At 38.4% G+C, this 23,303-nt stretch carries 14 protein-coding genes and 1 pseudogene; 14 read left to right on the top strand and 1 reads right to left on the bottom strand.

The features are described 5' to 3' along the window. Positions 1 to 56 precede the first annotated feature (56 nt). The 4 genes and pseudogenes from V7077_RS13550 (at position 57) to manA (ending at position 6,640) form a co-directional block, all read left to right on the top strand. Positions 57 to 3,563 carry a glycosyl hydrolase-related protein gene (locus tag V7077_RS13550; protein WP_335502350.1) on the top strand — a complete coding sequence of 1,169 codons (3,507 nt, stop codon included), beginning with the start codon at positions 57 to 59 and terminating at the stop codon, positions 3,561 to 3,563. Between the two features lie 33 nt (positions 3,564 to 3,596). Then, entirely contained in the window at positions 3,597 to 4,643 is a 1,047-nt protein-coding gene (locus V7077_RS13545; RefSeq protein ID WP_335502348.1) for a family 43 glycosylhydrolase, read from the top strand. 164 nt (positions 4,644 to 4,807) lie between these two features. Beyond that, complete coding sequence (locus V7077_RS13540; protein WP_335502346.1) at positions 4,808 to 5,680, top strand: ROK family protein; 873 nt, start codon at positions 4,808 to 4,810, stop codon at positions 5,678 to 5,680. A 15-nt stretch (positions 5,681 to 5,695) separates the two neighbouring features. After that, a pseudogene (gene manA, locus V7077_RS13535) lies at positions 5,696 to 6,640 on the top strand (mannose-6-phosphate isomerase, class I). 202 nt (positions 6,641 to 6,842) lie between these two features. Here manA and V7077_RS13530 read toward each other — a convergent pair. Continuing rightward, positions 6,843 to 8,003, bottom strand: coding sequence for an ROK family protein (locus tag V7077_RS13530; protein WP_335502345.1), 1,161 nt, complete (start codon positions 8,001 to 8,003; stop codon positions 6,843 to 6,845). 188 nt (positions 8,004 to 8,191) lie between these two features. Between V7077_RS13530 and V7077_RS13525 the strand changes: the two genes are divergently transcribed. From V7077_RS13525 to V7077_RS13480, 10 genes are all read left to right on the top strand, one after another. After that, entirely contained in the window at positions 8,192 to 10,342 is a 2,151-nt protein-coding gene (locus V7077_RS13525) for a glycoside hydrolase family 52 protein (protein ID WP_335502343.1), read from the top strand. A 106-nt stretch (positions 10,343 to 10,448) separates the two neighbouring features. After that, the gene (locus tag V7077_RS13520; RefSeq protein WP_335502341.1) at positions 10,449 to 11,087 is read left to right on the top strand and encodes a YesL family protein; all 639 of its coding nucleotides are present in this window, start codon (positions 10,449 to 10,451) and stop codon (positions 11,085 to 11,087) included. A gap of 225 nt (positions 11,088 to 11,312) precedes the next feature. Further along, positions 11,313 to 12,647 carry a xylose isomerase gene (gene xylA / locus V7077_RS13515; protein ID WP_335502339.1) on the top strand — a complete coding sequence of 445 codons (1,335 nt, stop codon included), beginning with the start codon at positions 11,313 to 11,315 and terminating at the stop codon, positions 12,645 to 12,647. 86 nt (positions 12,648 to 12,733) lie between these two features. Continuing rightward, complete coding sequence (gene xylB / locus V7077_RS13510; protein WP_335502337.1) at positions 12,734 to 14,233, top strand: xylulokinase; 1,500 nt, start codon at positions 12,734 to 12,736, stop codon at positions 14,231 to 14,233. Positions 14,234 to 14,491: 258 nt separating this feature from the next. Then, on the top strand, positions 14,492 to 15,643 hold the full coding sequence (locus V7077_RS13505) for a glycosyl hydrolase family 8 (RefSeq protein WP_335502334.1): 1,152 nt from the start codon (positions 14,492 to 14,494) through the stop codon (positions 15,641 to 15,643). A gap of 395 nt (positions 15,644 to 16,038) precedes the next feature. After that, positions 16,039 to 17,625 (top strand): response regulator transcription factor, encoded by a 1,587-nt coding sequence (locus tag V7077_RS13500; RefSeq protein ID WP_335502332.1) that lies wholly within the window; start codon positions 16,039 to 16,041, stop codon positions 17,623 to 17,625. Between the two features lie 5 nt (positions 17,626 to 17,630). Further along, positions 17,631 to 19,385: a sensor histidine kinase gene (locus V7077_RS13495; RefSeq protein ID WP_335502329.1), complete on the top strand. Its 1,755-nt coding sequence runs from the start codon at positions 17,631 to 17,633 to the stop codon at positions 19,383 to 19,385. A 123-nt stretch (positions 19,386 to 19,508) separates the two neighbouring features. After that, positions 19,509 to 21,185 carry an ABC transporter substrate-binding protein gene (locus tag V7077_RS13490; protein WP_335502327.1) on the top strand — a complete coding sequence of 559 codons (1,677 nt, stop codon included), beginning with the start codon at positions 19,509 to 19,511 and terminating at the stop codon, positions 21,183 to 21,185. A gap of 189 nt (positions 21,186 to 21,374) precedes the next feature. Next, a complete protein-coding gene (locus V7077_RS13485) occupies positions 21,375 to 22,355 on the top strand; it encodes an ABC transporter permease (RefSeq protein WP_335502325.1) in 981 nt (326 codons plus the stop codon). 11 nt (positions 22,356 to 22,366) lie between these two features. Beyond that, the gene (locus V7077_RS13480; RefSeq protein ID WP_335502321.1) at positions 22,367 to 23,296 is read left to right on the top strand and encodes a carbohydrate ABC transporter permease; all 930 of its coding nucleotides are present in this window, start codon (positions 22,367 to 22,369) and stop codon (positions 23,294 to 23,296) included. The last annotated feature ends 7 nt before the right edge of the window (positions 23,297 to 23,303 follow it).

The raw sequence follows: 23,303 nt of genomic DNA, 5'->3' as shown, positions 1-23,303 counted from the left end.
ATGTGTCAAAATCCTTTCGTGATATCCTCCTATCTTTGGATAAAGGGGCAGGTTAGATGGATGAAATTCTTCTGTGGTCGATTGGTTCCCTATCGGGGCACTCTAAACAATTAATAGATAATTATAAACAGCCTAGTCTTTTTGACAACCATGTCTTCCATATAAACAAAGATTCAGAACAATACTGGCCTCTTTTCCATCCAAGCGAGGCCGACCCGGATGCTGGGTATCGACTCTATCCATATACGATTAAATTTTTGTTGGATGAGGTACCTAGCGGCAGTTACCGTTTAAAAATCCACTATCTTGTCATCGCCCCGCGCTTGGCCTACCTTGAGTTAATGATAAATGGGGTAAAAGGGCAAGGGTATTTCCGCCCAAGGCCATCGGAAACAGGTGAAATCACCCTTCATTCAGGCTTACATACGACCATCTATTCGGAGGGTTTCTTAGAAATCATCATTCCGAGGCACCTGCTTGTTAAAGGGGAAAATTCACTTGTATTAACAAGTCGCGATGGAGGTGATGTCATCCATATAGATAATTTGGAAAAGATTAAGCGACTAGACCGTATGGCAAATGGTGCCGGTTTTATCTATCAAGCTATCACATTTTCCAAACTTGATGAAGAGTTGAAAACGGCTATTAGAAAAGTGGAAATTGCCCCCTCTATCCTCTACAAAAAAACAAGCAGTGGGAAACTTTCTGAAATATGTCATGTCTATCTTGAATTAAACGGGCCTATTCAAGAAACGGATTTAACTTTAACACTAAACTATGGAAATTGGGTAGAAAAGGTTGACTTTCACATTTCCAAACAAAGCTTTGGCCATTTCTTCACTAGCTTTGATCTATGTGATGGGGATGGAATCGTAGAATATGAATTAATAGGTGGGAATTATTATCAAACGGGTAAGCTTAAGCGGCGCCGTAAATGGAAGGTCTATATCACCCCTCATTCCCATACGGATATCGGCTATACTCATCGCCAGTGGGAAGTGGCTGAACGATTATGCAGGAATATCGATACAGCGGTGGATTTTTTAACAAAAGAAGAGAAGGGAAAAGTGGATATTCCCGCTTTTTCTTATCACATTGATGCATCTTGGGTGTTGGAAACTTATCTAGCTACTCGAAGCAAAGAAAGAATAGAAGAATTATTTAACTTTATAAAAGCAGGAAGACTGGGGGTCCCGCACTCCTATGTAGACCTGTTAACCCAGTTCGCATCCTTAGAGGACCTCATTCGCAACGGGGAGTACTCAGAATCATTACTAAGACCAAGAGGATTAAGAGCCTGCTTTAACGCTGTTGTCGATGTACCTTCCCTTTCAGGGTCACTGCCCGCAATCTATGAAGGTTCAGGAGTTAAGTATTTGATTCACGCCAATAATCAAGACCGTGGTCCGTTCAGATTAAATGGCGGACTCCACAAAGATTCCCCTTACTATTGGGAGGGGGTGAGTGGAGGCAAGGTTCTTGTGTGGCTATCCAAGATGTATTGTGAGCTTCGTAAGGTTTGCGGAAGCCCGCCAAATAACAGTGCGGCTGAACGGGGGCTGCAAATGTGGCTTGATGAGTATGAAAACGATCAATACCAGCCTGATGCGGTTTTGCTTTATGGGCAAGAGGCTGATAATACTGATATCGACCCGCAGCCGCTTGATTTTACAAAAACATGGAATGAAACCTATGCCTATCCAACCTTAATCTCCTGTGATGTTAATGCATTTTTTGAATATGTTGAATCCAACTTTGGAAGCTCATTTAAAACAGTTAAGGGAGATGGAGGGGCCTATTGGGAGGATGGAGTAGGTTCAACGATTGTCCCAGCTGTCAAAATCAGGAAGGCGCAAGCCATGCTTCCTGCCGCCGAAAAATTGGAGTCACTGGCTGTCATACATCATGAGGGCTGGGAATACCCTGAGCAGCAATTTGAACAGGCGTGGCGGGCTAATCTGCAATTTGTGGAACATACATGGGGGGCCTATTTAAGCGGGACAGATCCCGATGCCCTGTTGCAGCAGGACCAATGGGCGATTAAAGAGCACTTTGCAAAAGACGGCTTCCAATGGGCTAAACGACTCCTCCATACGGCAGCGGTAAGACATAGTTTAAATTGGAATAACAATGGCAGAGAAATTGTTGTTTACAACCCTCATAGCTGGAAGGTAAGCGGTGAAGTCATCGTTGAAATTGGTAATCAGGAACAGTTGGTTGATCTGGAAACAGAAGAAGTTATTCCAACCCGTTTAATTAGTGTAACTAACTCACAGGCGGTTGTAGCATTTTGGCTGGAGAAAGTTCCCGGGTTAAGCTATCGCCGGATTGCACTGAAGGAAACAGAGACAGCTAATGAAAAGATGGTAGAAAAAAGGAATGTAATGGGAGACACAGTAGTAGAAAAAACCATTACACTAGAAAACAACTTTTACCTGTTGACTGTAGATTTAGAAAAAGGCTGCCTGACAAACGCATTTGATAAAGCGCTTCAAAAGGAACTTGTCGACGTAGAAGACCAATGGGGCTTTGGACAATTTCTTTATGCAAACGGAGGAGAAGGAACAAGGCTTGTTGGAAACCAGATGGATTTGTTAGATGGACACGTTGACCTGCTGCATGATTTTTCTATTGAAAAATACGAGATTCAATCCTTTGCCTACGGAAAATCCATAAAAATAGCGGGGAAAGTACCTTTTGGAAATATTGCAATTGAGTGGAAATTATTAGATAAGATAAAGCGTTTCGATGTTTCCTTTGAATATGAAAAAGAGGAGCGTTTGGAGAAAGAGGCTGTTTATGTGGCGTTTCCTTTATCCGTCCAACAGGCTGAAACCCTGTCAGATTCACAGTTAGGCTGGGTAAATTGGGATCAGGATCAATTACCCGGCGGTTGTAAGGAATGGCTGCCACTTCAAACAGGCTTTCTAGTAGAGGGGATTGATATGGACGTGTTTATTGCTTCTCCCGATATCCCTTTATTCTGTATAGGTAATATTGTAAAAGGAAATTGGCCCAAAGAATTAACTTTATCAGGAAGCCGTCTATTTTCTTACGTTCTTAATAATTACTGGAATACAAACTATAAGGCCTTACAAGGAGGGAAGATTTCATTTCAGTATAGTATCACTAGTGAGTCCAAAATTAAAAAAGAGAAAGCCTACCAAATGGGATGGGAAAAACGACAGCCATTATATGGCCACCGTATAAGCTTTCAGGATTTTAGAGTCCCAAAACCGCCATACCATCAACATGGACAAAATATTTTAGCTTCCATTGATTGTGAACAAGTTGCCATAACCACTATTAAAAAGGCCAAGTGGTCGGACGGTTGGTTGATAAGGCTGCAAGAAATATCGGGCGAAAGTCAAAATGCAAAAATTTCATTTCCAGGAAAAGCGGTTACTGAGTCATGGAAAATGGACTTATTGGAAAAAGATTTACACCCACTGGCAGTGAATCCGGATGGCACCATTACAGTTCATGTACCAGCATGGGGACTGGTAACATTACGAATTCTTCTAAAAAGTGAGAGTGATATAACTAAACAAGTTGAGTTATAGAGAATGAGCTTGATAGAAAGGAAGAATCAGTTGATGAAGTCGGTTTTCGTTCCCTTAATTATCAGCTTAGCAATGATTTTAAGCAGTTGTTCTTCAAAGGAGAAACAAGAATTGACCTATAAAAATCCTGTTTTTGAACCCGTAATCGCTGACCCCTCGATTATAAAAGCTAAAGATGGATATTTTTATGCTTTTGGTACAGAAGATGATTGGGGTGATCAAAAAGGAAGCCGGCTAATTCCAATTGTTCGATCCAAAGATTTAGTGAATTGGAAGTATGTCGGACAGGCCTTTGAAAATAAACCCGATTGGAAAGGTACAGGCTCACTTTGGGCACCCGATATTCGTTTTTTTAATGGAAATTATTATTTGTATTATTCGATGTCAGTATGGGGGGATAGTAATCCAGGTATTGGAGTTGCTGTTTCAGACGTTGCTAAGGGGCCATATAAAGACCAAGGGAAACTATTTGATAGCCAATCCATTGGTGTAGGGAATTCTATTGACCCATGTGTTTTTGAAGACGATGATGGTACAGCCTATTTATTCTGGGGAAGTTTTCATGGGATTTTTGGAATTAAACTATCTGAGAATCGGTTAAGTACTGTGGGAGAGCCATTTCATATTGCAGGGAATGACTTTGAAGCTTCGTATGTGATTAAGCGTGATAAATACTATTATTATTTTGGTTCAAGAGGCACATGCTGTGAAGGAGTAAATAGCAGTTACAATATAGCGGTCGGCCGATCTAAGAGTATTAAGGGGCCGTTTGTAGATAAAGACGGAACCGATCTTTTACAGGGGGGAGGGACCTTGGTATTAACGGGGAATTTCCCAAATGACAAGGGGGAAAGATTATTCGCAGGTCCTGGCCATAACGCGATCATTAAAGATGATAACAGTATGTACTGGATGGTTTACCATGCCGTTGATAAAAATAATCCATTATTACCAAATGGTGCAACTAGAAGGCCGCTTATGATTGATCCAATTAAATGGAAAAAAGGGTGGCCCGTAATTGACAGATTGGTTCCTAGCAACAAAACAAAATCGGGTCCTATTTTTTATGAGCAATCATAAATAACTATTTTGTCATCACTTTAAATGAAACTAGTTAACTTATAGTTTCACGCTCCAATTTCCCTGTGAGAGAGTCCATCTTTTTTTGAGAGAACTTGTTAGGAATTTAAATATAGAAAACTTAAGAAACAACGGTAAGAATGAATATAAACGGAGGCTTTCATATGTTAGGTGCCATTGAAGCAGGAGGAACAAAATTTATTTGTGCGGTTGGTGACGAATTTGGCAACATCGTAGATCGTATTCAGATTCCAACCACAATTCCTGAAGAAACCATGCCTAGGGTGATCGATTTTTTTAAAGGATATGATCTAGAAGCAATTGGGATTGGGTCCTTTGGTCCCATTGATGTAAACAAGGAAAGTCCAACTTACGGTTATATTACATCCTCGCCAAAAACAGCATGGAAGAACTATCCCTTTATAAAGCAAATTAAAAATGCATTTTCAGTACCGATCGGCTTTAATACAGATGTAAATGCTGCGGCGTTAGCTGAATCAACACTTGGGGCGGCAAAAGGTCTGGATAGTTGTTTATATATCACAATTGGTACCGGAATTGGAGCAGGAGCATGTATTCAAGGAAAATTACTCCAAGGCCTTTCCCATCCTGAAATGGGGCATATTCTTGTTAAGCGTCACCCAAATGATGTATATCAGGGAAAATGTCCGTATCATCTAGATTGTTTGGAGGGGCTAGCCGCAGGACCTGGCATTGAGGAACGCTGGGGAGATAAAGGAATTAATCTTTGTGAAAGAGGAGAAGTTTGGGATTTGGAAGGATATTATATTGCTCAGGCGCTAATGCAGTATATTTTGATTCTTTCTCCTCAAAAAATAATCCTTGGCGGCGGTGTGATGAATCAAAAACAGGTATTTCCTTCTATATATAAATATTTGCAAAAGCTAATGAATCATTATGTATTCTTACCAGAACTTTCAAGTTATATCGTAAGCCCGCAATTAGAGGATCGTGCAGGGATAATTGGTTCACTATTACTTGCTTATAAAGCACTTCAAGACGAAAGTCGAATATAAATTGCTGGGGGAATTATTGTGCAGCCATTATTCTTAAAACCAGTCTTTAAAGAAAGAATTTGGGGTGGAAAGGCTTTACAGCAAGAATTTGGTCATGAGATTCCATTCGCTAAGACCGGGGAATGTTGGGCTATTTCCGCACATCCGAATGGACCATCAATCATTGAAAATGGACCATATGCTGGAAAAACATTGGACCAGCTATGGAAGGAACATCCAGAGCTTTTTGGAAATCCAAAGGGAAAAGATTTCCCTCTTTTAACCAAAATTTTGGATGCCAATATGGATTTATCCGTTCAAGTCCATCCTAACGACGATTTCGCGAAAGTGAATGAAAACGAAGAATTTGGTAAGACAGAATGCTGGTATATTATTGACTGTAAAAAAGATGCCAACATGATTTTCGGTCACAATGCCAAAACAAAGAAAGAACTAAGTCAATATATTAATGAAAAAGAGTGGGACAAACTGCTACGCAGCGTGAAAATTAAGCAGGGTGATTTTTTCTTTGTTCCAAGCGGAACCATCCATGCTTTATGCGAAGGCACGCTAGTTTTAGAGATTCAGCAAAGCTCTGACACAACGTACCGAATTTATGATTATGATCGGAAAGATGGTGATGGAAACTTACGTGAACTTCACATAGACAAAGCAATTGAAGTAATCACTGTCCCACATCTAGATCCAGAAAATGTTACAACAGTTGAAACAAAGGAAAATGTAACGATTACTACTTTTATCGAATCGGAATTTTTTTCGGTTTATAAATGGGACATAAATGGGAATGCAATTTTTTCAAACGATAATAAATATTTGTTAATCAGTGTAATTAACGGTGAAGGTTCTCTCGTTTAAAATGGAGAACAGTATTCTCTAAATAAAGGAACTCATTTGATTATTCCTGTGGGAATAAGAGGTTTTAATGTATATGGTTCTTGTGAGTTAATTGTTACGCACTGATATAAGTAATCTGAATATTATGAATATTGTTTTCCTATTAAAAGGAGCCCAATTATTCTGGCTCCTTTTATGGAAGTTCGGTAGCAGCACATTTGCTTTACATAGATGACAAACTATCCTTTATAGGGTACGTAATTTAATGAGAGGGTGGGCACTTGTGTGCTCACCCTGAGCTATTGGGCATGAAAACAATCCTGCAAGATTATTGTGTAATTACAATTTCCTTTATAAAGTTTTCAACGACAAAGGCAGCAACACCTAATGCTGCAGAATAAATAGACATAGATGAAAAATGTACTTCCAATTCATTCTGGTGAAACGACAAGGTATGGTTTTCAATCGTTCTCTTAATGGGTGTATCCAGCCATTTCTTTGCTTTGGCTAATCGATTTCCGATTATCACCTGCTGTGGATTGAATGTATTAATAATGTTATTAAGGCCATAACCCAGGTAACAGCCAATTTCCTCAAAAAGTTCCAGTGTATCTTTATCATCTTTCTCAGCTAGTTTAATTAATGATTCAAGTGTCGCGTCTTTATCTTTGGTCATTTTTAAAAGAGTATGTTCTGAAGCATACATTTCCCAGCAGCCTTTACTCCCACAGCTGCAGGGTCTCCCGTTTACCTCGATAATCATATGGCCAAATTCTCCAGAATAGCCGTTATTTCCTTGATACAACTCACCATTCAGGATGATCCCAACCCCAATACCGATTCCAGCACTTATATAGATGATATTTTCGTGATGCTGACCTGCACCAAATTGTTTTTCACCATATGCGCCGGCATTTGCTTCATTTTCTATGATAACGGGTAGTTTAAATACTTCCTCAATCTCTGCCTTTAATGTGACGTATTTCCATCCTAAGTTGGGGGCAAGTAACACCATTCCTTCTTTATCAACAATACCTGCAACACCTAGTCCCACACCAACTACACCATATTTACTTTGAGGCATTTCATCAAGCAGGCTATGGATACCTGTTTTGACTAGCTCTTTAACAGCTGGAAAACTGGAATCTTGGATGAGCTGGTTTTTTTCAATGATAATATTTCCCTTTAAATCAGTTAAAGCACTAAGGATATAATTAACCCCGATATCAATACCAATTGCGTATCCCGCCACTTTATTAAAGTGAAGAAGAACAGGACGCCTGCCGCCGCTTGATTCACCTGGGCCAGACTCATAAATAAGCTCTTCTTCCAATAATTCATTCACCATTGATGAAACAGTGCCCTTATTTAGGCCGGTTACCTGGGCAATGTCTGCACGTGAAATCGGTTCTTTATCAATAATCATTTGCAGTACCAATGATTTGTTATTTCTTTTCACGACTTGCTGATTCCATGTAATCGTTGTCAATGTAAAAATCTCCCTAAGTTCGTTATTGTATATTTATCTTAACATAAACTTAGTTTATTGGATATACAAACGAAGAAAAGAATGATATAATGCAATTGTATTCGGTAAGAAACAGCCTCAAATTAGCCTCAAAACTACGGCTAATATGCGCAATTATAAATATCAGTTGGAGAAAGAAGGGGAACTAGTTGACAAAAAACATGTTTTTCAACGCACATCATTCACCAATCGGAGCCTTTTCAAGTTTTACCCTTGGTTTTTATGGGAATGGCGGGGGACTCGATCTTGAGCTTGGCCGCTCACCACGAAAAAATGTCTATGTAGGTGTTGAATCGGCAGAACGTGAAGGAATCTATGAGGCACTTCCATTTTTTGAATTAGAAGATGATGAAAGTAAGCGCTATGATATTGAAAATATGGATCCAAACCCAGATAAGCCGCGCATCATTTTACCTTTCGAGAAGGAAAAAATAGAGCGGAACTTCCAATTGGGAACAGATTCTTGGAAGGCCGGCGATTTAACCTTTACCGTCTATTCTCAAGTGCAATCTGTACCAGACCCAGCTACAGCCTCAGAAGAAGAACTAAAAAATGTATTAATACCAGCAGTTTGGGCAGAGCTTACCATAGATAACACGCAAGGAGCGAAAAGCCGCAGGGCCTTTTTTGGCTACCAAGGCAGTGACGCATACAGCTCGATGCGCCGTTTAGATGATACTTGTGATGGGATTGCTGGTGTTGGCCAAGGACGTTTAACCGCCATTGCTACAAATGATCCTGAAGTAAAATCAGCTCTGCACTTCAGCTTGGAGAATATTTTAACTACACCGTTTGAAGAAAACTGGGCCTTCGGTTTAGGACCTGTCGGTGCACTAGTGGTGGATGTTCCTGCCGGGCAAAAACGCACCTATAAATTTGCTGTGTGCTTTTACCGCGGTGGCTATGTAACAGCTGGGTTAGATGCTTCCTACTTATATACAAGATATTTTCCAAATATCGAATCTGTAGCGACTTTTGCGTTAGAGAATTTTAATCAATTTACAGCCGTTGCGAAAGAATCCAATCAATTAGTAAGTGATGGGGATTTATCAGATGATCAAAGGTTTATGATGATTCATTCGATCCGAAGCTACTATGGTTCTACCCAATTGCTTGATGTAGATGGAGAGCCTTTCTGGGTGGTAAATGAAGGTGAATATCGGATGATGAACACCTTTGACTTAACCGTTGACCAAATTTTCTTTGAGTTAAAAATGAACCCTTGGACCGTGAAGAATGAGTTGGACATGTTTGTCAGCCGGTTTAGCTACGAAGATAAAGTACGTTTCCCAGGAGAAGAAACGGAATATCCTGGCGGTATTAGTTTTACCCATGATATGGGGGTTGCCAATACGATTTCTCGTCCGCATTATTCTTCCTACGAGCTTTATGGCTTGGACGGCTGTTTCTCTCATATGACCTATGAGCAGCTAGTGAACTGGGTCTTGTGTGCATCGGTATATGTAGAACAAACCGGTGATGCAGAGTGGTTAAATGGTAATTTGGATATATTCGTCCGCGGCTTTGAGAGCATGATCAATCGTGATCATCCTGAAGCAGATAAACGGGACGGCATTATGGGGCTTGACTCCACACGCGTAATGGGCGGTGCCGAAATTACGACTTATGATAGTTTGGATGTTTCGCTAGGTCAGGCAAGAAACAATATTTATTTAGCCGGCAAGACATGGGCATCCTATGTGGCATTAGAGAAAATCTTTAAAGAGAATGGACTAGCGGAATTGTCGAAACAGGCTGGAGAACTGGCGGAGAAATGTGCATCCACGATTGCAAGCCATATAACACCTGGAGGTTATATTCCTGCCGTCATTAAGGAAGGAAACGATTCAAAGATTATCCCTGCGATTGAAGGGTTGATTTTCCCTTACTATACTAATAACAATGAAGCACTTGACCCTAATGGCCGTTTTGGAGCCTATATCCAAGTGTTGAAGCAGCACTTAACAACCGTATTAACAGAAGGTGTCTGCTTGTTTGAAGATGGAGGCTGGAAGATTTCGTCTACAAGCAATAATTCTTGGTTAAGCAAGATCTACTTAAGCCAGTTTATTGCCCGTGAAATTCTTGGGCTTGATTGGGATGAAAAGGGAGCGAAGGCTGACGCAGCACATGTTGCTTGGCTGACGCATCCAACATTATCGGTATGGAGCTGGAGTGATCAAATCATCTCTGGTGAAATCGCCGGAAGTAAATATTACCCGCGCGGAGTAACAAGTATTTTATGGCTTGAGGAGAGTAAAAAATCCGCACCATTAGCGGCTTCTGCAATGACTGAATAGAGAAATCGAGACTGTCTGGTAGTAACTAGACAGTCCTATTTTTTAATAGAAGTAATGCGATACTTGTCTTATAATAAAGATAGAACTCATCAAGAGGTGAATGAACATGCAATTTAATTGGGTAGTCGGTAAGGCATACACTGGTTGTGAGTGGGTTATGAAACTAGCTTATTTAAATATTTTATGGGTGCTCTTTTCATTGGGCGGTCTTATTTTACTCGGCATTTCCCCTGCATCTGTCGCATTGTTTACTATTTTAAGAAAATGGTTGATGAATGAAACGGATGTACCGATCTTTCGTACCTTTTTAACTACTTATAAAAAGGAGTTTGTCAAATCCAATCAGCTTGGATGGATAATGGCGCTGATTGGGATGTTCCTATATTTCGATTTCAAGTATCTGATTACGGTTGGAGGAACGATACAATATGTACTTTCCATCCCGCTTGTGATTGTTACGATTTTATTTTTTATCACCATGCTTTATCTTTTTCCTGTTTATGTTCATTACGAATTACGCCTGATTCAGTATATTAAGAATTCCTTTTATATTGGAATCATTAACATGCATATCACTATTTTGATGATCGCTGTAACGATCCTTATAGGTATCTTGTATAGTTCTATTCCAGGGATTGTTCCGTTTTTTAGCATAAGTTTATTCTCTCTCATGATGATGACGGGGGCCAAACAAAGTTTTAATCGGATTGAAGCAAAACAAAAAAAACTTAGTGTACAAAATTAATAAACTGTATTTCCGAAAAAGCTGTCGACGCTAAAATGGGACAGCTTTTTTATTTGGAAAAACTTGTTCAAAAAAATTTAAATAAATCTTTGTTTATCCGATAGACAAACGAAGTGGAGGGTGCTATAATCTAATTAAACCTAGGTTAAAGACTATGAGATTAAAAGACATGTAAGCATTTACAATGCTGGTCTATAACCGAAAAACCTTAGGAGGAATCCACCCATGGCTTATTTTGAAAATGTAAAAAACATTCAATTTGAAGGTTCAAATTCATCGAATCCTTTAGCATTTAAGTATTATAATCCACAAGAAGTAATCAACGGAAAAACAATGGAGGAGTTATTACGTTTCTCTGTTACGTATTGGCATACATTCACAGCTGACGGCACAGATCCATTTGGTGTAGGTACTGCGATCCGTCCTTGGAACCACTTAAAAGGACTTGATTTAGCAAAAGCACGCGTTGAAGCAGCATTTGAACTTTTTGAAAAATTAAACGTTCCATTCTTTGCTTTCCATGATGTTGATATTGCTCCTGAAGGAGACACACTAGCTGAAAGCAACAAAAACCAAGACATTATCGTTTCAATGATCAAAGAATACATGAAAACAAGCAAGACAAAGCTTCTATGGAATACGGCAAATATGTTCACAAATCCTCGCTATACACATGGTGCAGCAACTGCTCCAAATGCAGATGTATTCGCTTACTCTGCTGCGAAGGTTAAGAAGGGCTTAGAAGTAGCGAAGGAATTAGGCGCAGAAAACTATGTATTCTGGGGCGGCCGTGAAGGATATGAAACACTATTAAATACAGATATGAAGCTTGAGCAAGATAACCTAGCACGCTTCTTCCATATGGCAGTAGATTATGCAAAAGAAATCGGGCTAAACGTTCCATTCTTAATTGAGCCAAAACCAAAAGAGCCAACAAAACACCAATATGACTTTGATGTGGCTACTGGACTAGCATTCTTACAAAAATATGACTTAACTGATTACTTCAAGTTCAATCTTGAAGCAAACCATGCAACATTAGCTGGTCATACTTTCGAACACGAACTTCGTGTGGCTCGTATCAATGGTATGCTAGGATCGATCGATGCAAACCAAGGTGATCCATTACTTGGCTGGGATACTGATGAGTTCCCAACTGACTTATATTCTACAACATTAGCAATGTATGAAATTCTATTAAACGGCGGCCTAGGAAAAGGCGGTACAAACTTTGATGCAAAAGTGCGCAGAGGCTCTTTCGATCCAGAAGATTTATTCCACGCTCACATCGCTGGAATGGATGCTTTTGCAATCGGCTTAAAAGTAGCAAACAAGTTACTAGAAGACCGTGTATTCGAAAACTTCATTGATGATCGTTACAGCAGCTATACAAAAGGCATTGGTTTAGACATCGTTGAAGGCAGAACGAATTTCCGTGAATTAGAACAGTATGCTCTTGGTTTAACTGAAATCAAAAATACTTCAGGCAGAACAGAAGTATTAAGAGCTACCCTTAACCAATATCTATTAGAAACACTTTCAGGTGTTACAGTTCGATAAAAACAACAATGAACTCAACAAAATAAAATGGAAAATGTGCTGGAAGTTACTTGTCCAGCACATTTTTATAGAGAGGGATGCTGCAAATGAAATACGTAATTGGTGTTGACCTTGGGACGAGCGCTGTCAAAATTCTCCTCGTTAATCAAAATGGTGATGTATGCCAGGAAGTTTCCAAATCTTATCCTTTAATTATCGAGAAATCAGGTTATAGTGAACAAAACCCGGAAGAATGGGTGGCAAAGACAACTGAAGGATTGGCTGAATTGGTCCAAGCATTCCAAGGCGATGTTAAGGATATTGAGGGAATCAGCTTTTCAGGACAGATGCATGGATTGGTTCTACTAGATGAGGCATACCACGTTTTGAGAAATTCAATTCTTTGGAATGATACAAGAACCACGAAGCAGTGTCAGGAAATTTATGAGACTGTGGGTCAAGAGAGACTTCTTGAGATTACGAAAAACCCGGCATTGGAAGGCTTCACATTACCGAAAATCCTTTGGGTAAAAGAGCAGGAGCCTGAAACATTCAAACGTGCAAGCGTATTCATGCTTCCAAAAGATTATTTGCGTTACCGCATTACCGGTAATCTTCATATGGAGTATTCGGATGCGGCCGGAACTTTAATGTTAAATGTAAGTAAACGGGAGTGGAGTCAGGAAATTTTAAATCTATTTGGTATTGCCCCTGAACTTTGTCCGCCTCTGGTAGAATCCCACGCTTGTGTTGGCACAGTTACAGCTGAATTTGCGCAAAGCACTGGATTATCGGAAGCAACCAAGGTGTTTGCGGGCGGAGCAGATAATGCTTGTGGAGCAATCGGTTCAGGTATTCTTTCAGAAGGTAAAACACTTTGCAGTATTGGTACATCTGGTGTTGTTCTTTCTTATGAAGAAAGAAACGATTTGGATTTTGAAGGAAAAGTCCATTATTTTAACCACGGTGAGGAAAACACTTATTATACGATGGGTGTTACTCTAGCTGCGGGCTATAGTTTGAGCTGGTTTAAAGATACGTTTGCCAAAGAGGAAGCATTTGAAGAGTTTTTAGAAGGTGTGGATGGAGTACCTGCCGGAAGTAATGGATTAGTATTTACTCCGTATATTGTTGGAGAAAGAACACCGCATGCTGATGCTAATATCCGTGGCAGCTTCATCGGCATCGATGCTGGCCATGAACGGAAGCACTTTGCCCGCGCAGTTCTTGAGGGAATCACTTTTTCATTAAATGAATCCATCGAAATTTTTAGAAACAGTGGTAAGACCATTGATTCTATCATTTCCATTGGCGGCGGTGCTAAAAATGAAACATGGCTGCAAATGCAGGCTGATATCTTTAATGCTAAAATTGAAAAACTTACAAGCGAACAAGGTCCAGGTATGGGGGCAGCAATGTTAGCGGCTTATGGAAGCGGCTGGTTTACCTCTTTGAAAGAGTGTGCAGAGAAGTTTATTCAAACGTCAAAAACCTATTATCCTATTGAGGAAAATGTAGAAGTATATAAAAAACTATTTGCTATTTACCAACAAGTTTATACACAAACCAAAACGCTTAATGATCAATTAAAAGAATTTAGAAGATAGTAGTAGTTAAACTCGTGGCCGTTCAAAGATTCCCGGATTAAGAAAGTTTAGAGACACTAAGACAAGTGGCCAAGCCGTATGTTCGAACCTCAAGAGCAAGTCATCTAACGGAATAGCAACAATCCAAGCCGCCTTTACAAAAAAAGAAATCACTTTTTTGAAAGAATCCCTGTTAAAGATGATACGGATACGTATATTGGGCTAAGATGATCGTTTAATAACTTCCTATTAATATAAGTTATTGTGGAGGGAAAACATATGACAAAGTTAGTTGAAAAGCAAGAAGGGTCATTTTTCACTGGAGAATATCGTAATCTCTTTAAAGAAATTGGGAAAACAGAAGAAGAGATCAATCAAAGAATCAAGGACAATTGGGAAGAACTCTTTAATGGTGACGAAGATACTAGAATCTATTATCCAGTCGGCGATGATTTAGGCTACATGCTTGATACCGGAAACCTCGATGTCCGGACTGAGGGGATGTCCTATGGCATGATGATGGCGGTACAAATGGATAATAAAGATGTTTTTAACCGGCTTTGGAACTGGACTTATAAATACATGTATATGACAACAGGGAAGCACGCAGGTTACTTTGCCTGGTCTTGCCAGCCTGACGGGACGAAAAATGCCTATGGTCCTGCACCGGATGGGGAAGAGTTTTTTGCGATGGCCTTATTCTTTGCCTCCCACCGCTGGGGAGATGGTCCAGAGCCTTTTAACTATAGCATTCAAGCAAAGGACATTCTCCGGACTTGCCTTCATAACGGTGAAGACGGTGTGGGCTACCCTATGTGGAATCCGGATAACAAATTAATTAAATTTATCCCTGATTGTGAATTCTCTGATCCATCCTATCATTTACCCCATTTCTATGAATTGTTTTCATTGTGGGCTTATGAGGAAGACCGTCCATTCTGGAAGGAAGCAAGCAGAGCGAGCAGGGAGTATTTGAAGGTTTCCTGTCATCCAGAAACAGGCTTAGCCCCTGAATATGCCTATTATGATGGCACACCGAACAATGAAAGAGGCTATGGTCATTTCTTTAGTGATGCTTATCGTGTAGCTGCTAATATCGGTCTTGATTATGAGTGGTTTAGAGGGGATGAATGGGAAACGGAAGAGGCGAATAAGATTCAAGCCTTCTTTGCCGATAAGGATCCTGCTGATTATCGTCGTTATACGATCGCGGGAGTTGCATTCGAGGAAAAGTCTCTTCATCCTGTCGGTTTGCTTGCGGCAAATGCTATGGCATCCCTTGCTGCCGATGGTCCAGACTGTTTAAGATGGGTAGAATTTTTCTGGAATACTCCTGTTCGAACTGGGGAAAGACGGTATTATGATAACTGCTTGTATTTTTTCAGTTTGCTGGCATTAAGCGGCAATTATAAAATTTGGATGCCTTATTAAGTGAAAGATAGACTGTAAGAATGCTCTTCGTATTTATTAAAGCGAAGGGTTTTCTTATTTTACATAGAAATAAAAATTTGGAGAAACATCAAATGAAGCCCCTCAAGTATGAACTTGAGGGGCTTTGTCGTTTGGAAACTTCATTAATTTAAAAGAGATTTCAAAAAATTTTCAGATAGTTTAACCAATAAACTATGTTCCGTGATAAAATGAGAATAAATAAGTTCTGATACGAAAATAATTGGTTCTTTATTTATTAGTCTTTCAACAGCAATAACAATAAAACACTAGTAAAAATGTCAAGTGAGATATACGTCTTTTTACTATGTAAGCGCTTAATGTCCAGGCTTTAAAGCGTCGAATCGCTAATATCATCTAATTGGAGTTGAATAGACATGCATAAAGTGATTTTAGTTGATGATGAAAATTTTTTCCGGAAAGGATTAAGAAGTTTAATAGATTGGGAAGCATGCGGATTTAGGGTTGCAGGAGAAGCAGCAAATGGTGAAGATGCGTTAGCACTTATTGATGAAGTAAATCCCGAACTCGTCATAACTGATATCCGAATGCCGGTCTTAGATGGATTAGAGTTAATTAAACATGTTATGCAAAAGGAGGGAAATCATCCCAAATTTATTATTATCTCGGGTCACAGTGATTTTAAATACGCCCAACAAGCGGTACGTTATGGTGTTCATGATTTTATCCTAAAGCCGATTGATCAGGAAGAAATCGAGGAAACCTTGCAATCGCTTTCCAATACGATAACAGAACAAAAGCTCGTTGTTGAAAAGAGCATCGAAATAAAGAAGGCTGTTTTACTTGAAAATCTGATTTATGGAAAGGTGAATGAAGAGGATACAGACGCTTTCTCAAGAGAACTGTCGTTAAGCAGAGCAGCCGAATATTATTATCTGATTTTGGAGGTAAACGGACTTCCCGAATCTCCAAGTGTAGCGGCCCCTGATTATCAAGTCGAAGAAAAAATAACCAACATTATTCGCGATATTTGTGATCCTCAAGTAGGGGCATTTATTCAAGAGTTAGAACAAGGAAGCTATGGGATGTTAATTCCGTCCACCTATCTGCATCATTTCCAAATGCAAATCGGTCATTTTGTGAACTGGATTAACGGACTACTTACAAGTAATATGACTCAAGCGATTACCTTTTATATTGGACCTGCTGTTTCTAAATTACATTTGTTAAAAGATTCGTTTGAAGCAGCCAAAAATGCACGCGAATATAAGTACGTATATGAAGATAAAAATATTATTCTTTCAAAAGAGACAGAAAACAATCAATCGATTACCTATACAGAACTCGAGGATTCCTATTACCATCTATTGATGGAGCAAATAGAAGAAAATACAACCATGGCCATTATGGAAACAATCGATAAAATTTTCCTTCAGTTTGCCTCGAAAAAAATGGCTCAAGTAGCAGTGAAAGCATCCATCAATCGATTTGTACACGCGATTCTAAAAATAATTAAAAACATGGAAGGGGAAGTATCGAATTTAAAAAAATTCCGGACAATGCTTCAGCTGCAAAACTATAATTTAACTTTACAACAACTTAGGAAACAATTTCTTGAATTTGTATTAGAAAGTAAAGAAATGATCACGATCCTTCGCAAACAATCTTCAGATGGTGAGGCTCATAAAATTAAACAATTTGTAGACTCACACTATACAGAGAATATAAGTTTGAAATCCATCGCAGCAAAATTTTATATGAATCCTGTCTATTTGGGACAACTATTTAAGAAAACTTATGGGATCTATTTTAAAGATTATTTATTGCAGGTAAGAATTAATGAGGCGAAAAAACTGTTGAGGCAATCGGAACTAAAGATATATGAAATTGCGGATAGAGTAGGTTTTAATAATACTGACTATTTTGTGACGATGTTTGGGAAGTTTGAAAAGTTAACTCCGTCTGAATATCGAAATAAACTCCTGGAGAAAAGAAAAGTGTGATCAACATGAAAAAAACAAAATTTAGTTTTCATAATGTGCGTTTAAGTAAAAAACTACTAATTATGTATATTTTTTCAGTCCTTATTCCGATTGTTTTAACCAATATTATTTTTTATACCGTTACGATTAACAATGTAAAACAGCAGCAAATGCATGACTCGGAGTTGGCATTGAACCGAATTAGTAATGATTTTGGGAAGATTATCGACGATGCCGTTGGGATATCTTCCTCACTCTATACGAATACCAATATCAACTTATTTCTAGAGAAAGAATATCCGTCAGATGCTGAATACGTTGATGATTATGACACTTACTTACGAACATTTAACCAATCAAGCCCAATTAATCCTTCGATAAATTCTATCCGTTTTTATACGGATAACCCAACGATTATTTATTCAGGCGGAGTTTATCCATTAACGGAAGAAATCAAAAAGTCAAATTGGTATCGACAAATAATGGGAAGCAGTATTACCTCTCCTATCGTCTTACGATCATCAATAGATAACCAAACATCCACGTTTAGTATTATAAGGAAACTCGATTATTTTAACTTTAATAATAAACAAAAGATTGTAAAAATCGAAATCAATCCCGCAACCATTGAAAATATATTCAATAATGTCACCTTTAAAGGAGATGTGTACCTTCTAAATGAAAAGGGGGAAATTGAATATTCAACAAAAAAAGATCTAGGATGGAGAAAAAAGGTTATTCCATTTCGTCAGATTTCGAATAAAAATAATGCGGATATCCTAGATTCGACCTACTTGAACCAATCCTATCTTTTAAACTGGAAAGTCGTTGGGACTGTTTCTGAAAAAAAGATGCTTAATACAGTTAACAAGTCAGGACGTTTTATTCTCTACTTGGCCTTTATCAATATTATCATTCCTACGATTATCATTATTTTAATAAATAGATCCTTTTTAAGAAGATTACAACGCATATTTAGGCATGTAAAAAAAATGGGCGATCAGAATTTTGAAAGAATTCCTGATCCAGAATACACGGATGAAATTGGTACCTTAACGAGTGAGTTTAATCGAATGGTTAGGAAAATTGAGGAACTAATTCAAGACGTATTTATGGCTAATATCCAAAAGCAAGAGATGGAGATTAAACGGAACCGTGCGCAGCTGAGCGCTCTCCAGAGCCAAATTAATCCGCACTTTTTATTCAATGCTCTCGAAACCATTCGCATGAGAAGTTTAATGAAGGAGGAGATCGAGACAGCTAAGATTATTCATAATATGGCGAAAATCTTTCGCAATTCCCTGACATGGGGGAAAGATATGGTAACGGTACGAGAAGAAATAAACCTTATTGTCAGTTTTTTGGAAATTCAAAAATACCGCTTCGGAGATAAGCTAGAGTATGAGATTCATATCGATCACGATGCGGATGAATGTATTATACCCAACATGGCACTGCAGCCATTTATCGAAAATGCCAGTATTCATGCAATTGAGCCGTTGAAGGAAAATGGCAAAATTGAGGTTCATATTTCTATTGATGATGATCTGTTAGTCTGTAAAGTCATGGATAATGGTGTGGGGATGTCGGAATCCAAAACGCAACAATTGATTAAGGAACTCGAGAAAGAAAATGATATGGGAAAAAGTGTTGGAATCAAGAATGTGTATTATCGATTGAAGCTTTATTATCAGGACCAATTTCACTTCCAGCTGGATAGTAAAGAAGGGGAAGGTACGGTTATTATCATAAAGATTCCGAAGCAAACTAGAGGAATCTAAAAAAACTAAAGTTTTAGAAAACCATCTATACTTTTCTAAGTAATACCTTTAGTTTTTAAATGGTCGATGTAAACCCTTTCAAAATATAATAAGGATGTACCAAATAAATAGGGGGGTTAGAAAATGATAAGGAAAAAAATTGTAGCAGTACTCACCTTAGTTATGCTGATACTCGCGGCAGTCGGCTGCTCAAAAGATCAAGGTGCCAGCGGAAAGCCAAGCGAATCCGGAGGTAAGGAAAATTTAAAACCGGTAACATTCTCGTATTATAATGCCGCTCAGGCAGGTAAGGACAGAAATACGAATGAAACCGTTATCGGGAAAGAGTTGGAAAAACAAACTGGTGTTAACTTTAAAGTAGAATACGCTGTCGGTGATATTAATACAAAAATCGGGACCATGATTGCAAGTGGTAAATATCCTGATCTTTTAGTTCCAGATGCAGCATTACCTAAAATTTTAGATGCAGGTGCATTTATTGATCTTTCTGATTTGATCGATAAGTATGCTCCGAATATTAAAAGAGTTTATGGCCCGTACATGAATAAAATGAAAGATAAAGATGGAAAGATTTATTTCCTTCCAATGGAAGCTTATCAAGGATATCTGCCAAATCCGAATATTGACCAGGGCGCATTCTGGATTCAGCGTGCTGTCTTAAAAGATGCAGGCTATCCGAAAATTAAAACACTTGATGAATATTTCAACTTAATTGAACAGTACCAAAAGAATCATCCGAAAGTAGATGGTAAATCAACAATTGGATTTACAGCTTTAACTTATGATTGGAGATTCTTCGCTTTATCAAATGCACCAAATCACTTGGCCGGGTATCCAAATGATGGCGGCGTTCAGGTTGATATGAAAACTCATGAAGCAAAAGTTTACGGTAATAATGAAGATACTAAGCGTTATTTTAAGAAATTGAATGAAATTAATAATAAAGGTTTATTTGATAAAGAATCGTTTGTTGCCAACTATGATGAATATCTTGCTAAATTAACTTCAGGCCGTGTACTTGGATTCTTTGATTACGGATGGCAAATTGGACAGGCAGATACAAACCTGAAAAATGCCGGTGTAGATGATAAGCGTTATATGGCTTTGCCGATTGTATTTGATAAAGATACAAAAGATCAATATTTGGATCCGCCTAACTTTGTAAGTAACCGCGGTATTGGTATCACAGTAAGTGCAAAAGATCCAGTAAGAATTATAAAATATTTGGACAATATGCTTAAAGAAGACAATCAAAAGTTGATTTTATGGGGAATTAAAGGCCAAACATATGATGTGAATGATAAAGGTCGTTTCGTTCGTACCCAAGATCAAATCAACAAAACTGCTGATGATAAGTTTAGAGAAGATTTCGGTTCTAAGATTTATGAGTGGGGCTGGCCTCGCGGAAATGGACTATTCTCTGACGGAAATGCATATGAACCTAGAAGACAAGTTGAAGTAGCGCAATTGTCCTATGATGAAGGCGACAAGAAATTGCTTAATGCCTATGGAGTTAAGGTTTTCTCAGATTTATTTGCTAAGCCAGATGAACGTCCTTGGTATCCTGCATGGGGTATACAGTTAGAAGAAGGTTCTAAGGAGCAAATCTTCACTCAACGACAAACTGATTTGGAAAAGAAATATTTCCCTAAGTTAGTTTTAGCCTCTCCTTCTAAATTTGATTCTGTTTGGAATGAGTATGTAAAACAGTACAATGCTCTCGATGTAAAAGCATATGAAAAGAAAATGACCACGGAAGTTAAAAAGCTGATTGAAATGTCTAAGTCCAACTCTAAGTAATATAACATAACTAACTTGCGTAACGGAGGCCGATATTGCCAAATTGGCTTATCGGCTTACTATTTTTTTACAATGTTTTATCTTCGAGATTATAAGCCTCATCTTGGTTAGAGAGAGAATGAGTATCTAAGGTGTGGCTTATGATGATTGAGTTTTGTATGTATTTGTTTTTTAAGAGGAGGGGTAAAAATGCAGGTTCAGACTGAAACAACAAAGACTGTTGTGGATTCTTCCGTATCGGTTCAATCGAAAAAAACTAAAAAAACATTTTTGAAAAAGGCAATGTCACAAAAAGCACTCATTGCAATGAGCTTTCCCTTTTTAATTTGGCTATTTGTTTTTAAATATATTCCATTATGGGGCTGGTCCATTGCCTTTCAAGACTTTAAACCCGCAAAAAGTTTGTTCGATCAAGAGTGGATAGGATTTGAACATTTTAAATTTTTATTTGCTGACCCGAACTTTTACCGCGTGCTTCGTAATACTTTAGGGATGAGCACCATTAACTTGGTATTGGGTTTTGTTACAGCTATTGGACTAGCACTTCTTTTAAACGAGCTAAAAGCTTTAAAGTTCAAGAAAGTTGTCCAAACCATTAGCTATATGCCACATTTTATTTCATGGGTTGTTGCTGCTAGTATTGTTTCCTATGCACTTTCACTCGATAACGGGATTGTAAATATTGTATTACTGAAATTAGGGATTGTTGATAAACCCATTCTATGGCTAGGCAAAGAGAAATGGTTTTGGGGAATCCTTGGTGCTTCTGATGTATGGAAAAACGTAGGCTGGAACACCATTATCTATTTGGCGGCTATCACGATGATTGACCCTGAGCAATATGAGGCAGCAGATATTGACGGTGCCACTAGATTGCAGCGAATCAAATATATCACGCTCCCATCTTTAAAACCAACGATCATCATTTTGCTGATTATGAATTTGGGCTATATTTTAGAATCTGGTTTTGAAGCCCAATATTTACTGGGGAATCCATTAAACCTCGACTACTCGGAAAACCTTGATATTTATGTGTTAAAGTACGGTATTTCTCTTGGTAACTTTTCACTTGCCACTGCAGCGGGGATCTTTAAGACCGTCGTGAGTTTCATCTTCTTATTTGCAGCAAATAGTATTGCCAAAAAGTTTGACCAGCCAAGGCTTTTCTAGGAGGGGATTTTATGGGAAAGAAACAACTTTTCAAAGCAACCAGGAGTCATACAGGCGCAAGCGACTATATTTTTGATATTTTTAACTATACCTTTATGTTTTTCCTTTGTGTCGTGATGTTATATCCATTTATTAATCAGATGGCTGTTTCTTTGAATGATGCGAATGATTCCATAAAGGGAGGAATTTACCTTTGGCCGAGGGAATTTACCTGGTCAAATTATAAATATGTGTTCGGAGAATCCAGTATTTTTCATTCGTTTATGATTTCAGTTTTGAGAACACTAATCGGAACATTGACATCCGTTCTTGGCACAGCAATGGTAGCTTATACGATTAGTCGAAAGGATTTTGTCTTTAAGAAATTTGTGACAATTGCTTTTGTTTTAACCATGTATTTTAGTGGCGGATTAATTCCAAATTACTTGCTTATCAAAGAACTTAATTTATTGGATAGTTTTTGGGTATATATTATCCCTGGGATTATCGGCGTATTTAATCTCATTGTTATTCGTTCTTTCATTGAAGGCATCCCAGAGAGTTTATTTGAATCAGCAAAAATCGATGGAGCAGGAGATTTTACTACATTTATAAAAATTGTCTTACCATTATCGCTTCCTGTATTGGCAACCGTTTCATTGTTTGTTGCTGTTGGTCAATGGAATTCTTGGTTTGATGTTTTCTTGTACAATTCTTCTTCTCCTGAACTAAGTACCTTGCAATATGAGCTCATGAAAATTTTACAGAATTCAAATGCTTCTATGTCAGGGAAGACTGCGGCAGATGCATTTGCTAGCAGTAATTCAGCTGCAAACACAGTAACTCCTACTTCCATAAGGGCAACCATGACGATAATTGCAAGTTTACCAATTATTATGGTGTACCCATTCCTGCAAAAGTATTTTGTAAAAGGCTTAACCTTGGGTGGAGTTAAGGGATGATTCTAAA

The organism is Neobacillus vireti (assembly GCF_036962465.1).
Lineage (GTDB): Bacteria > Bacillota > Bacilli > Bacillales > Cytobacillaceae > Neobacillus > Neobacillus vireti_B.
Note: the sequence above shows the minus strand (reverse complement) of the source record. Positions and strands in the feature narration are given on the sequence as shown.

What these genes read in the sequence shown, in the direction of transcription:
- V7077_RS13550 (WP_335502350.1), top strand. Translation starts at nt 57, where the DNA reads ATGGATGAAATTCTTCTGTGGTCGATTGGTTCCCTATCGGGGCACTCT.
- V7077_RS13545 (WP_335502348.1), top strand. Translation starts at nt 3,597, where the DNA reads ATGAAGTCGGTTTTCGTTCCCTTAATTATCAGCTTAGCAATGATTTTA.
- V7077_RS13540 (WP_335502346.1), top strand. Translation starts at nt 4,808, where the DNA reads ATGTTAGGTGCCATTGAAGCAGGAGGAACAAAATTTATTTGTGCGGTT.
- V7077_RS13520 (WP_335502341.1), top strand. Translation starts at nt 10,449, where the DNA reads ATGCAATTTAATTGGGTAGTCGGTAAGGCATACACTGGTTGTGAGTGG.
- xylA (WP_335502339.1), top strand. Translation starts at nt 11,313, where the DNA reads ATGGCTTATTTTGAAAATGTAAAAAACATTCAATTTGAAGGTTCAAAT.
- xylB (WP_335502337.1), top strand. Translation starts at nt 12,734, where the DNA reads ATGAAATACGTAATTGGTGTTGACCTTGGGACGAGCGCTGTCAAAATT.
- V7077_RS13505 (WP_335502334.1), top strand. Translation starts at nt 14,492, where the DNA reads ATGACAAAGTTAGTTGAAAAGCAAGAAGGGTCATTTTTCACTGGAGAA.
- V7077_RS13500 (WP_335502332.1), top strand. Translation starts at nt 16,039, where the DNA reads ATGCATAAAGTGATTTTAGTTGATGATGAAAATTTTTTCCGGAAAGGA.
- V7077_RS13495 (WP_335502329.1), top strand. Translation starts at nt 17,631, where the DNA reads ATGAAAAAAACAAAATTTAGTTTTCATAATGTGCGTTTAAGTAAAAAA.
- V7077_RS13490 (WP_335502327.1), top strand. Translation starts at nt 19,509, where the DNA reads ATGATAAGGAAAAAAATTGTAGCAGTACTCACCTTAGTTATGCTGATA.
- V7077_RS13485 (WP_335502325.1), top strand. Translation starts at nt 21,375, where the DNA reads ATGCAGGTTCAGACTGAAACAACAAAGACTGTTGTGGATTCTTCCGTA.
- V7077_RS13480 (WP_335502321.1), top strand. Translation starts at nt 22,367, where the DNA reads ATGGGAAAGAAACAACTTTTCAAAGCAACCAGGAGTCATACAGGCGCA.